The following is a 14154-nucleotide window of genomic DNA, read 5'->3' as shown; positions in this document are numbered from 1 at the left end:
ACAAAATGATAAAAAATGAACAAGGAAATAGTTTAATTATCGTATTACTTGTTTCACTCGTTTTTACCGTTTTAGGTATGGCCGTTGTCTCTGCATCCATCGGAGGTGCCAAAAGAACTGAAACAAGGGAAAGTGATGTTGTCTATACGTATGATGCATTAAAACTATTGAATGAAATGACGAGCACCCTTCCCGAACTATTAGGCGAAAATGAATTGAACCTCGAAAATTTCAGACGCTGGGACAGCAATCACCGCTTATACGTCGAAAATCGATTTGACGATGTCTTAGAGAATGCAATTGTGGAACAGATACTTGAACCCAATCGCGCGGCAGATTATATCGAGTGCATGAATGTAATTGACGTCAGTACAGCTTCACCATCGTACCTGGATAACAGTCACGCCTGTGTAGGCAGTCTTACAAACTATGATGCTCCTTTTAACATTGATAAAGATCTCGATTTTACCAGAATACTAGATGTTGTACTTGTAACAAAAAACCCAATTGAAACAGAAGGAAAAGTAACGAGAACCATTAAGAAAAGATTAATACTTTCTCCGCTGCCAAGCTTTTTGAAGTATGCAGCCGGATCTTTTTCTGATAATGAAGGAGAAGGCTTTAAATTAAATGGCTCTGCGAACTTTAATGGAAATGTATATGCCAATCATCTTCATATTCAAGAAGAAGCAGAGTTTGAGCTGCGCGATGGCACAGAAAAAAGGCAGGATACACCGATGTCATCCATTATCGGCGATTTATATAGCAGTTCAGCTAACCTGCTGCCGCTATTAAAAGAAGATAACTTTTACAAAGAGGATATTCCGGATTTAAAGCATGACAGTCAGTTTATTAACATTCAATTTCAAAAGTCAATGAATGAACTGACCAATTCGATTTTAACGGACAGTAAACTGTCTGCAGCAAGAACTGGCAATGGCAGTGATTTCTCAGACAGCTTGGCATCTGCGATAAGTAATACACAGCCAAGCAGACAAATTGTTGGAAGCGATGGATACATCGAGAAAGTGGAGGTTCAGCCAAATCCGCTATCCATTGTAGGTGAAACGGCTGCTCCGCTTGATAATAGCTTTATTATTGAAAGTGCAGATCAGGCAATGGAATTTAATGACCCGTTAAAAGTAAATGGCGATCTTGTCGTAATGAGCACTAATTATCCAATTTCATTCCGTGAACAGCTTGTGGTTGACGGTGATCTTTACTTAGTAAGCTATAAGGATATGAATTTTAATGGCGACATACTTGCGACAGGTGATGTTCACATCATTAATATGACTGGAATGTTAAATGCAAACCGCAATATTATTGGTGCAAAAAATGTTGAGTTAGAGTCCTATGAAAACAACGTCTTTTCTGTGGAAAGCAGCGGACTAAAAGTGGCTGGCGACATTGTTTCTGGAGAAAATGTTTTTCTTAAACCTTTTTCGACAACCATTGATATCCAAAGCAATATTATCAGTAATAAAAACCTGACGATCATTGGGGACGAGAATGACCAAGGCGGAGAAGATGATCAGGTCATGTTTGACTCTGTCGTATATACAGGGGAAAAAGCGAGCATATCCAATGTCAATATCATTGGTGCGCAAAACAATGAAAAACAGATTGTCCTGCTTGTTCATGACGACTTGTTAATAACAAGGATTAATGAGTTTAATAACTATACACCTGCTGATGAAGAAGGACTTCCATACTTGCCAAGGGAAAACAATACCGTAAAGCCGCTAAAAGGATTTTTCTATACTGAAAAGGATGCTGAATTGTATGGAGTCGGCTCACTCTTTTATATAGAAGGCGGGCTTTTTGCTAAAGAGGCATTAACGATTAATGCGATTCGCGGCAGAGTTAATTCTATCACTCAGCTCCCAATGAGCAATCAGCAAGAAGACAACTATTCGCGCTTTATTGTCGATTATAATCAGGATGTTTTGCTGCAGAGAATCGAAGCACTTCCGATTGTTGAACAGCTTCAAGTATTTTCGGATGAGCTGATTGTAGATTAAGAACGTTGGTTTAAATGTAAAGAAGGGATGCCGCAAAGCATCCCTTCTTTTTTTGAGTAAATTAAAAATATGCAAACAAAAACGCCCTACATCATATAGGGCGTTTTTCATGTTCTAGCTATTCATTTTACCAGCGTCCTGCTCCATTTGAGCCGCCGCTGTCATGGTCTGCTCCCTCAGGTCCTACTTCAAATAAAGCAGATGCCTTTGGTTTTGATTGATCTCTTTGCTTTTCGGCTTCTGCGGTTACCGTAGAATAACCGACTTCTTCACCGATAATATACCACTCAGATCCTTCTTTTCTTACAGATACTTTATCTGGCAGAGTAGACAGCAGAGATTCAATGTCTTTGTCTGTTGCATTATTAGGGTTAAAGATTAACACATCGCTGAGAGCAATCTCTTCACCTTCTTCAATTTTGAAGACAGACTTGATAAACTTAATTTCTTTTAATCCAATATAAGCGTCTTTAACAATTACCGGCACCCTGACTGTTATACCAGAGCCATCTTTCGCTTTGACAACTAAATAGGTTTCACCTTCAGCTTTGCCGATAATTCTCATATCCCCTTTATATTCAGCTATATTCTGATCTTCGATATAAATATCAAGATCTTTATTAGATGCATTTAGCGGAGAAATGTTAACCGTAAAGGACTTAACTTCATCCACTTCCAGTTCCAATGGATTTGGTGTTACATGGATTGATTCAACTGGAACTTGAAGAGTAATATCCTTTTCTACAGGCGTATTGAAGGCAAATCCGCCTTCAGCTTTTATTCTGATCGTATTTTTCCCTATATCATCGATTACGATGGATTTTGAAGGGTCAAATTCTGTCCACCCAATATTGCCGTTAGGATTCTCAATAGAGTAATAATACTTAACTCCTTTGCCGGCAACCAGCTGTGTAACATCCACATTGACTTTTTCACTTGTAACGTCTCCGTCCTTGTAGACAACTCCGCTATCCTGTCCTGTCATCTCAAAATCCGGAGTCAAGTAGATGATCACTTCTTCATTATCAGAATATGTTACTTTAATGGCTGTATTTTTATCGCCGACAAATTCCATATCCTTAATTGGCTTAGGCTTTAATCCGTAATCATTTGGGAACTCTGTTTGTGCAACAACTGTATTATTGTTATTAAGATCCACCTTGTTTATGAGACCAGAAGCATATCCATCATATGCTTTGCCGCCCATTTCATTCAAGCGCACCTTTAAATTGATAAACTGGTTGGCTGGAGCAATGGAAGCCTGCTGCTCACCAAAACGGCTATCTTTGTACGTAACATACGCTGTTGGCATCTTGACGTTATTTAGCGCCCAGTCCCCTTTTAGGTTTAAAGAAGCAGCTAAGCTGTTCGGTGAAAAAACACCGGAAGCATAATTGATTGACTGACCTAGTGTAATTTGTGCTGCCGGACGACCATCTTGTCCAGTGATAAGCTTAACTCCTTCAGAAGGAATTAGAGAAACGCCGCTTGGCAGTGGCTGAACAATTTGGATATTTGATAGATTTCCCTTCACTTGATTATTGAATAAACCATTCGGACTTAAAGAATAATTGACTTTAAATTCATTTGTTCTTTCATTAGAACCAGAAACTTTGATTAAATTATCCGGATTATTGATAACACCCTTTAAGCTCATCTCACCAACCATACTTGGCGCGGCATCATCTTTTACAGAGATTTTTACAGGTGCATGGGTGATTGGCGCAACTGCTTTGCCATCAATATCCCTGTATGAAAGTTTAATATTATCAAATACATAATCTCCTGCTTGCGTAAAGCTTAATGGCAGAGAGAAATCAATTGGCTGTGGAGCTCTTTGATTTAAAGGATATTTTAAATCAAACTTAATGGTCGCAATTCCATTCGTAATGGTAGCATTTGCACCATCCTGCAGCTTCACTTTTCCATTAAATTTGTTAAGATCTACTGTAATTTCCCCGCTGATGGATGGTGTATCGATTTCCCCGGAAATCGCCCGGAAAACTTCAGATATATTCCCTTGTGATGCTTGGCGGGCTGTTACACCAGTTACAGATGATAGCTTGCGCAAATAATCCATATCGACTTCACTGTCATTGCCAAAGCCTATTGAATACAGTTTAATATCTTTTTGAGCAAGGGATTGTGCCATATTTATACCATGCTGTTTAATTCGCCTTTTTGTTTCATTTACGTCCTGGTTGATAGTGTAACGGTTGCCATTCAGATAATAATATACTTCACTAAAATCGCGGCCTGTTCTAGTGTCTGTGTATATTTCATGATAAACAAGAACATTTTCAGTTACTGTTTTTTTCTCATATACTGGTACAGTAGAACACCAAAACAAGAAACAATCTTCTCTAGTTCCTACTTGAACTTGTTTCTGATAAGTTATTGCTTCCTTATAGTTAGAAAAAGTAGGCTCCCCATCAGTCATAAAAATTACATATTGGTTTTCTGCCGGTTTTTCTGCCCCATTCGTTTGGCCACCGAGCATTTCAAGTGCTTTTTCAAAAGATTGAGTATAGTTTGTACCCCCAGAGGCAGATAAAGTATTCACAGTATCCTCAATTTTATTTAGATTGCTTATAAAATCATTAAATGAGAAATACACAACTCTATCCGATACTTTTGTATCAAAAGGAACTAACCCAAAACGATCTCCAGGCTGTCCATGCTCTTTAAAATACTCAACCGCTTCTTCAATGGCATCCTTTGCATCCTGAAACTTTTTCGGATTTCTACCCGATTCATTCATCGAACCCGATTTATCAAAGATGAAGATTAGGTCGATCGGATCTCTCTCAGGATTTGTAGCCATTCCTTTTGGCATAAGATGAAGGTCAAGACCTCCAATTGCATCTGCATTCTGCGGCTTAACAATAATTTTCTGCGACGCTTTTGCCGAAAAGTTTACCGACGGAGGATCTGCTGCTGCAGACGCTCCAGCTGGAGAAAAAAGAATAGATAATAGCAATGGCAGCATCAATAATAGTAAAAAGCCTTTCTTTATTTGCTTCATCTTTTTCACTCCTTTCAAATATATAAATTTTTCAGATTAATTTCAGAACTTTTATACTATAAGTATACCAATTTACCTATAAAACAAATAGATAAATCTATTGAAATCATAAAATTTTTTTAATAAAAAATAGAAGACAGAAACCTGTCTCCTATTTCCGAAGCACCTTTACTTCACATACTCTGCGACCTTATTTCTCCCCGCTCTTTTCGCGCCAGTATAGAGTGCTCTGTCAGCATGGCGAATAAGAGTCATTGGGTCTTCGGCATTTTCTGGTGCTGCCGCGACCCCAAATGAGGCCGTGATCTGTATTTCCAGATCGATCTGTTCTGCTCCAATATGCTGTGATAATTGAAACGGCTTATTTGCCAGCAGGAGCCTTAAAGTTTCAGCAAATTGAATAGCTTCATGCTTTGGATAGTTGGGAAGAACAATAACAAATTCCTCACCGCCATACCGGGCAACAATTCCAGAATCACCGGTAGCTGCTGTCAAACGATTTGCCAGTTCACATAAAATCTCATTGCCGCTTTGATGTCCATAGTTATCATTGATAGATTTAAAATGATCAAGGTCGAGAATGATTAAAGATAGTGTGTATATCTCCTGTTTTGCCAGTTTTGCAAATTCGTTATTCAGTCTTTTCTCAAGGTATCTGTAATTATAAAGCTTTGTTAGTGCACAGCGCTCGCTTTTTTCTTTTGTTTTCTCGTAATGATTGGCATTTTCGACAGCAATGGCCAGATGTGAACAAAGGATATCAACAATCATCAGCAAAGATTTGTCAAAAACGGCTTTTCTTGTAGAAGCCAAAAAGAGTACACCGGTTACTTCGCTGTTTCGAACAACCGGAACAGAGACAATGCTTTCGATATTGGCAGGCACATACCCTTTAATCAGCAGCTGCCAATCTTTTCTTGTCTTAAATAGGACACCCTTTTTTTGTTCCCACACAAAACCGCTTATTCCTTCTCCTTTTTTTAGCGGCTTCATCACCGCTCGGTTTATTTGCCCATTTTCATAACTGCGGATGATCTGCAGCTCTTTCCCGTCCACAATGTCCATTAGATAGGCATAATCTGCTGGAAGCATCTGAATCAGCTTTTCCATAAATAAATCGAGTACTGCTCCGACTTTTAATCGTTCTGCCAGCTGATGGCCTATTTCCGATACTTTTTGTAAATACGCATTCACATTTTCACTGGAGGAATATAGACTCATAATCAGCGAAAGACTGGCAAATGGTATGCCGACACATAAAACGGCAATGACACCAATTTCCTTATATAAAATAAACAGAACATACCCTACAGGGAAAGATGCTAATGATGAGAGCATGTCCCAAACCATATCTTTTCCAAAGAGAAACTTCTTTTTATCCGTTAAAACAATATCTATAAAAATAAGAAATAATAAATTTAAAATATAGTAAAAGACTGGATATAAGAGAGCAATAAAAAAGGACTCAGTATTATAGGTGAGCTGGTCGGCGGAAACACCGCCAACTGCATAGTAAAGCATACCGCTAAATAAAGAAACAAGCAGGAACATACTTGAATTTAAAGGCAGTCGATACAGTTGTTTATTTTTACTGATATTGAGTCTGGCAAGCAGCACAAAAATCGCAAATTGAGCCAGCAAAATTTCAATAAACAGACCAAATAAAAGAAAAACCGCCATAGAGACCCATTGCAGTAAAAACACTGGTGTATTATTTATGACGACAGGTAATAGCGCAACGAGAAAGGTAAGTAAAAAGAAGGCTGCCAAATCAGTCAGCGGAACTGCTTCAACAGGAGGAGGATAAAAATGATAGGCAATCCAAAGTGAAGCTGGCATTAACAAGATCCAAGCAGCCCAGATGATTTTTTTATATTTCACCTTCATTTTCATCCCTCCTTTTTCCATAGGTAAAAAGTTGTATAATGTGGATATTTTATCAAATTAAAAGGTTTTTGTCACATCTATATTCAAACTATTTAAACTTTTAATTAAAAATGGCTTTGCTTCTGATAAAAAATAGAGTGAGCCTGTAATAATCAGCATCTCATTTTTCCCCACCGAAAGCATCTCAGAGCGAATGGCATCTTTCCAATCAGATGCAGCTCTTTTACGATGTGAAGAGCTAATTTTCAATAGATCTGAAGCTTTAGCAGCCCTCGGGAAGTCAAAGTCCACAAATGTCATTGTATCTGCAACTGAGTCTAATTGCATGATCATTTTGTCTAGTTTTTTATCAGAAAGAGCAGCGAATATAACCCTCTTTTGTAATTTTCTGTATCGTTTTTGCAATTCGTTTGTGAGGGCTTGGATCCCCTCATTGTTGTGCGCACCATCTACTATAATTAAAGGCTTTTCGCTGACGGTTTCAAATCGGCCCGGCCAATAGGCTTTCATTAACCCCTGCTTTATTTGATGTTCCTCTAGAGGAAAACCTTTAAGAGTTAACAGTTCAGCTGCCATAACGGCGAGGGAGGCATTTTCAACTTGATGCTCTCCTGGCATGGTAATGTCAAGTTGTCCATACTCGTTATTTGCTGTCTTTAGACTAAATTGCTCACCAGCTGCTGTGGAAAAATGTTCTTGAATGACAAGATTCTTTCCAAGCTGATAAACCTCTGCATTCTGCTTAGATGCTGTCTCTAATATCACACTTCTCGCACTTTCTTCTTTTACAGCTGTAATGAGCGGGGTATCTTTCTTGATAATCCCGGCTTTTTCATAGGCGATTTCTGCATAAGTCTCTCCAAGGATACTCGTATGATCCAGGCCAATGCTTGTTATGATAGAGAGAAGAGGTTCTATGACATTCGTGGAATCAAGCCGTCCGCCAAGACCCACTTCAAACAAGGCTATATCTGCAGGCTGAACATGACCAAAATATTCAAATGCCATCACAGTAATGACCTCAAATTCAGTCGGACCACCAAGGTCTGTCTCTTCTAATTCCTCAGCAAGCGGCAATATCCGGTTCACAAGCTGTAAAATCTCTTCATCTGAGATTGGTTTGCCGTTGTAAGAAATCCGTTCATTAAATTGCTCAAAAAATGGAGATGTGAAGCTGCCCACAGTAAACCCTGCTTCCTGTAAAATACAGCGTAAATACGTCAGTGTTGAACCTTTTCCATTTGTTCCGCCAATATGTACGGTCTTTATTTTTTTCTCTGGGTTTCCCAGTTTCGAAAGCATCCATTCCATTCTTTTTAATCCAGGTTTAATCCCTAACCGCAATCTGCCATGGATCCATTCCAGTGCTTGTTCATATGTAGTAAAAATAATAAAAACCTCCTTACAGTATGGAAGACGAATCCTTCATAGAGGGACTCGCCTTCGATCCATACATTATTTAACCTAGATTACACGTTTTTCAGTTCATTCATACGTGCTTCAACAGCAGCACGTTTTTCCGTATAATCAAGCTCCTTCGCTCTTTCCTCTTCAATTACTTTTTCCGGAGCCTTTTTAACAAAACCTTCGTTGCTTAGTTTCTTCTGAACACGCTCTACTTCCTTGTTCAGCTTCTCCCACTCTTTTTGCAGGCGGGCGATTTCTTCGTCTATATTAATCAGGCCTTCAAGCGGAAGAATAATTTCTGCTCCTGTAATAACAGCGGTCATTGCTTTGTCAGGAGTCTCAACATTCATACCAATCGTTAGTTCTTCCGGATTACAGAAGCGTTCGATATACGCACGGTTGCTTTCTAGGATGCTTTCGATCTCTTCGTCCTTCGCTTTAATCAGCATCTTGATTTTCTTGCTCATTGGTGTGTTTACCTCAGCTCTGCTGTTTCGTACAGAACGGATAATTTCAACAAGAAGCTTCATTTCTGCAGCAGCCTTTTCATCGCTGTACTCTTCTACAACCTCTGGCCAAGAAGCTACTGTAATAGACTCCCCTTCATGCGGAAGGTTCTGCCAGATTTCTTCTGTGATGAATGGCATAAATGGATGAAGAAGTCTCATCGTGTTGTCTAAAACATAAGCAAGAATCGAACGCGTCGTCTTCTTAGCAGCTTCATCTTCGCCATTCAACGGCAGCTTCGCCATTTCAATATACCAGTCACAGAAATCATCCCAGATGAAGTTGTAAAGAATCCGTCCTACTTCACCGAACTCATAGCGATCAGATAATCTTGTTACGGTTTCAATTGTTTCATTTAAACGTGTCAGAATCCATTTATCTGCAACGGATTTTTCTCCAGATAAATCGATCTCCTCGTATTTCAGTCCATCCATATTCATCAACGCAAAACGGGAAGCATTCCAGATTTTATTGGCAAAGTTCCATGTCGATTCTACCTTCTCCATGCTGAAACGCAAGTCCTGACCAGGTGAGCTTCCAGTGGAAAGGAAGTATCTTAGTGCATCTGCTCCGTATTGATCAATGACATCCATTGGATCAACACCATTTCCAAGCGATTTACTCATCTTGCGGCCTTGCTCATCGCGTACAAGCCCATGAATGAGAACGTCTTTAAATGGACGCTTACCCGTAAACTCTAGACCTTGGAAAATCATACGGGAAACCCAGAAGAAAATAATATCATATCCTGTTACAAGGGCATCTGTTGAGTAATAGCGTTTGAAATCTGCTGAATCTTCATCTGGCCAGCCCATTGTTGAAAATGGCCATAGTGCGGAGCTGAACCATGTATCTAATACATCGTTATCCTGTGTCCAGTTCTCCGGGTCAGCAGGAGCATTCTCACCAACGTAAAGTTCGCCTGTTTCATTGTGATACCAGGCAGGAATGCGGTGTCCCCACCATAATTGACGGGAAATACACCAATCACGGATATTTTCCATCCAGCGCAAATACGTATTCTCAAAGCGGGCAGGCACGAAGTTAACCTTTTCTTCCTTGCTTTGCAGGGCGATCGCTTCATCAGCTAATGGCTGCATTTTAACAAACCATTGTGTTGAAAGGTATGGTTCAACAACGGCGCCGCTTCTTTCAGAGTGTCCAACAGAATGCATATGCTCTTCAATTTTAAACAGAACATCCGCTTCCTGCAGGTCCTTTACGATTTGCTTTCTGCATTGGAAACGATCTAATCCTTTGTATTCGCCGGCATTTCCATTCATTGTACCGTCTTCGTTCATAACAAGAATACGCTCAAGATTATGGCGGTTGCCGATTTCAAAGTCATTAGGATCGTGTGCTGGTGTAATTTTAACTGCACCAGAACCAAATTCCATATCTACATAATCATCACCGACAATCGGGATTTCTCTTCCAGTGATCGGAAGCTTTACCGTTTTGCCGATTAAATGCTTGTAACGGTCATCTTCAGGGTGGACAGCAACTGCCGTATCTCCAAGCATCGTTTCCGGACGAGTTGTCGCAACTTCAATATAGCCGCTTCCATCTGTTAATGGGTATCTCATATGATAAAATGCACCCTGAACATCTTTATAAATAACCTCGATATCAGATAGTGCTGTTTTCGTTGCAGGATCCCAGTTGATGATATATTCACCGCGGTAAATTAAGCCTTTCTCATAAAGAGAAACGAATACTTTATTTACAGCTTTTGATAATCCTTCATCAAGCGTGAATCGTTCTTTCGTATAGTCCAGTCCAAGTCCGACCTTGCCCCACTGCTCACGGATATGGCCTTTGTATTCATTTGTCCATTTCCATGTTTCTTCCACAAACTTTTCACGCCCTAAATCGTAGCGGCTTTTTCCTTCATTGCGGAGCTTTTCTTCAACCTTTGCCTGTGTCGCGATGCCGGCATGGTCCATTCCAGGCAGCCAAAGAACATCATAGCCTTGCATTCTTTTAATACGCGTTAAAATATCCTGAAGCGTTGTGTCCCATGCATGACCAAGGTGCAGCCTTCCCGTTACGTTTGGCGGCGGAATAACAATGGTGTAAGGTGTTTTTGTTTCATCTGCACCAGATTCAAAATATTTACCGGAAAGCCACCAATCGTAGCGCCCTTTCTCAATCGATGCCGGATCGTATTTCGTCGGCATTGTCAGTTCATTATTGTTTTCCATTTTTATATTCATTCCTTTCACATGACCTAATACTTTTAAAAAAACAAAAAACCCCATTCGTCATAAAAGGACGAATGGAGTTTGCTTCGCGGTACCACCTTTTTTTCAATATCAAAAAAACAGCCTGATATTGACTCTTAAAATTGATAACGGCTTTCCCGTCTTTTACTAATGAGCATAATGCCGTTCGCAAAAGAAGCTCAAGGGCGACCTTCCAAAGCATCCGCCTGACAAACCTCGCAGCAAAATGGTTCATCTCTCTTAAGGCTTTTCACTCTGTACTCTTCCCTATCCTGGCTTTTATTCATTATTTATATGCTCTATACTACTCAAATCAATAACGCTAGTCAATATCGTAACACTATTTTTTTATTTTATACCTTTTCTGAGGAAACGTTCCAAGGGATACGGCAAATTATGCATGGAGTTTAGGCACTATCACTAAATGAGGTTCATATGATGGGGAGAAGGGGGACTGATGATGAAAAGAAGATATAATCCGCATGGACTGCCGCCTTGGCTAAGATCGATTCGCAATGTATGCGGACAATTTATTGTTCCGATTTGCATTTTTCAAGGCATTCGAACACTGATTCTGCCTTCCATTTTAGACGTGCTATTGCTTTTCCTGCTTATTGCTGCTGTCATTGCATTTCAATTTGAAATGATTTAGAGCCCGGAACATGGATTAATTCTGGGCTCCTTCTTGTTCTGCCTGTGCTTGTGCTGCCGCAGCAGCCGCTGCCTCTTTTTTTTGTCTTTCTGTTTCTTCTATTCTCATAATCACATATTCTGTATTTTTTAATAGCCAGAACTGATTCTGGAAATATTGCAGCATTTTACGTTCACCACGGCTATTTTTCTTTTTATAATAACGTTCTGCTGCACGGATCACCGGACCAGGATAGGCGAAATAGCTTTGAAAAAGCAATAACTCATCTTCTTTATATGGAAAGTATTTTAAATACGTATAAAACCAATCCACAGCTTCCTCCGAGCGTTTAGGATATGTCTTTAACGACCTGGAGAGAAACGGAAGCATGTCATGCAGAGGAGAGCTTAGCTTTGCATTTTCGAAATTCAGGAAATATCCATAGCCGCGCTCATCAAATAAAAAATGTTCAGGTGAAACCTTTCCATGAATAAGGACCGTTCTTGCTTTTTCTTCTTCTTTCGTCTTTTCATACCATGCTTTCAACTTATCTTCCGCATATTTTATTGCCTGTGTTATATCATGATAATACAAGCAAAATAACAGCTCTGTCGGTGACATATACGCTCGTTTTTCACATTGCTCTATAAAGCCTGAAAGAAATTCCTTTTCTCTTTCCCATTGCTGCAGTGTGTTCTCATAATGCTCTTCTCTTTCCTCTTTGGTGATTTTTACTTCTTTGACCGAAAGGGTATGCATCCGTGCCAATTCCCGGAACATCTGCTGATACCTTTGTGTTCGGTCCTCTTTTAATTCATTCGCCAGCCAAGGCATTAAATAATATAAATGATGACCATGCAGCACCGCGTAACGGCCATCTGCAGTCGGATAAATTGGTACAACCCGGTTATAGCCTTTTTGATATAAGTTATGAACATGTCTGATAAAGTCAGCACCATGATTGGTTTTGATTTTCTTTAAAGCAAAGATCCCTTTATTGCTATAAATTTTTTGGACTCTGCCAAAATCCTCAACAAAATTCGCTTCTACAGCATAATGTCTTAAAATGGGTGCTACCTGCTTTAATCGATTTTTTTCCTGCACAGTAATCACTCACTTCCTACAATTCAGCGCAGATACATGATCACTTCTGCGTAAAAAAACAGATGAGCAGGTTAACATACACCTGCTCATTGGTCCATGATCAACATTAACGGGTTACAACAGCAGGGATATACAGCACCTGACCTTCAAAGACGTCTTGAGTGATATCAAGGTTGTTCACTCTCTGCAGCTGCTGAGAAGACACTTCATATCTTTCTGCAAGCAGCTCGAGTGTTTCTCCGTGCTGCACAATGCATACCTTCAGCTTAGACATTTCATTTTCATCTTTTCGTGCAAAAAACTCTGTTAATGTCATACTGTTTTTGGATTTTTTCTTTTTCTTTACTTCTTGCTCAGAAGAAGATGATGATTCTTCCATGTATACATTTTCAGTCACTTTTACTTCTTGAACAGGACTTTCTTCAAGCGGTACTTGCTTGAACTCTTCCACTTCTGCCACGTATGTTTCAGCAGGTGTTTCACTTCTTTGAGCTGTAAATGCGATATTAGGGAATGCTTCCTTAGGCTCTTCTGCGGCTTGAGGTGCAATTTGAGCTTCCTGCAATGCTGGAGGTGCTACCTCTTCTTCATTCACCTCAACTGCCGGGACTTCCGGCTGTTTTCTTGCCTCTGCTTCAAATGGGCGGAATAACTCTTCTACTTGTTCTTGATCTTGTTCTTGTTCTTGCTGTTCAGCTTTTTCAATGCGCAGTTCAGTGACAAAATCACTTTCTTGTTCTTCATCTTCTTGTGCTGGAGGCTCAAATATTGAAGCGGATGAACGATAGAGCGGCTCCAGCTCTGCCTCTGCCTCAGAAGCTTCTACAACTTCCTCAACAGCATTTTCAGCCTCTTCACGCTGCTCGCCATATAAACCGGAAATCATTAAGTTTGCGTTCAGCTTCATACAGCTGCGTTCAGGAAAATCGTAATCAAAGGATTCCACTTCTACACCAATGTCCTCAATGCTTTGAATTCGATTATTCGGGATCGTAATATCTACTGGAAAAAAGTGAGTGAATTCAAAAACACCTTCATCTCTTTCCTCTACACTTTGCACAAACTTTGCCTGGTAGCCAGCATTCTGCTGCTCTGCTTCATCTGCTTCGACGCGATTATACTCCCCTGTAAGCTCTAAAGCACCTTGGATGGTGACATATTGTTCACTTTCCTGGATTGTAATATTTGGATCAAGTGAGATTGATATTAATTGCAGTACTTCCTGTCCTCTTTGAAACCACACTGATTCTTCTAAAGAAAATCGTAAGCACGATGGATTTCCCTGAGTCAAAGCGACTCCTCCCTTCATATCTTTCACGTCTAATCACTATGTCATTATCAATT

At 39.8% G+C, this 14154-nt stretch carries 8 protein-coding genes and 1 other annotated feature; of the genes, 2 read left to right on the top strand and 6 right to left on the bottom strand.

The window, feature by feature from the left end; translation table 11 throughout:
• The first annotated feature begins 5 nt into the window (after positions 1 to 5).
• Positions 6 to 2024, top strand: coding sequence for a hypothetical protein (locus A6754_RS06985; protein ID WP_066443143.1), 2019 nt, complete (start codon positions 6 to 8; stop codon positions 2022 to 2024).
• Positions 2025 to 2151: 127 nt separating this feature from the next.
• Here A6754_RS06985 and A6754_RS06980 read toward each other — a convergent pair whose 3' ends face one another.
• The 4 genes from A6754_RS06980 to A6754_RS06965 form a co-directional block, all read right to left on the bottom strand.
• Complete coding sequence (locus A6754_RS06980; protein WP_066443142.1) at positions 2152 to 5049, bottom strand: VWA domain-containing protein; 2898 nt, start codon at positions 5047 to 5049, stop codon at positions 2152 to 2154.
• 168 nt (positions 5050 to 5217) lie between these two features.
• Positions 5218 to 6936, bottom strand: a complete 1719-nt coding sequence (locus tag A6754_RS06975) for a sensor domain-containing diguanylate cyclase (protein ID WP_306806917.1) — start codon at positions 6934 to 6936, stop codon at positions 5218 to 5220.
• A 57-nt stretch (positions 6937 to 6993) separates the two neighbouring features.
• Complete coding sequence (locus A6754_RS06970; protein ID WP_066443141.1) at positions 6994 to 8325, bottom strand: bifunctional folylpolyglutamate synthase/dihydrofolate synthase; 1332 nt, start codon at positions 8323 to 8325, stop codon at positions 6994 to 6996.
• An 80-nt stretch (positions 8326 to 8405) separates the two neighbouring features.
• Positions 8406 to 11054, bottom strand: a complete 2649-nt coding sequence (locus A6754_RS06965; RefSeq protein ID WP_066443140.1) for a valine--tRNA ligase — start codon at positions 11052 to 11054, stop codon at positions 8406 to 8408.
• Between the two features lie 63 nt (positions 11055 to 11117).
• Positions 11118 to 11358, bottom strand: a binding site (T-box leader).
• 177 nt (positions 11359 to 11535) lie between these two features.
• Here A6754_RS06965 and A6754_RS06955 point away from each other — a divergent pair.
• Positions 11536 to 11727 carry a YszA family small membrane protein gene (locus tag A6754_RS06955; RefSeq protein WP_066443138.1) on the top strand — a complete coding sequence of 64 codons (192 nt, stop codon included), beginning with the start codon at positions 11536 to 11538 and terminating at the stop codon, positions 11725 to 11727.
• Between the two features lie 15 nt (positions 11728 to 11742).
• Here the strand turns inward: A6754_RS06955 and ysxE are convergent, their stop codons facing one another.
• Positions 11743 to 12810 (bottom strand): spore coat protein YsxE, encoded by a 1068-nt coding sequence (ysxE, locus tag A6754_RS06950; RefSeq protein ID WP_066451452.1) that lies wholly within the window; start codon positions 12808 to 12810, stop codon positions 11743 to 11745.
• A 106-nt stretch (positions 12811 to 12916) separates the two neighbouring features.
• A complete protein-coding gene (gene spoVID, locus A6754_RS06945) occupies positions 12917 to 14101 on the bottom strand; it encodes a stage VI sporulation protein D (RefSeq protein WP_066443137.1) in 1185 nt (394 codons plus the stop codon).
• Positions 14102 to 14154 lie beyond the last annotated feature (53 nt).

The sequence above is a fragment of the Cytobacillus gottheilii genome, assembly GCF_001636345.1.
In the GTDB taxonomy this organism is placed as follows: Bacteria; Bacillota; Bacilli; order Bacillales; family Cytobacillaceae; genus Cytobacillus; species Cytobacillus gottheilii.
Note: the sequence above shows the minus strand (reverse complement) of the source record. Positions and strands in the feature narration are given on the sequence as shown.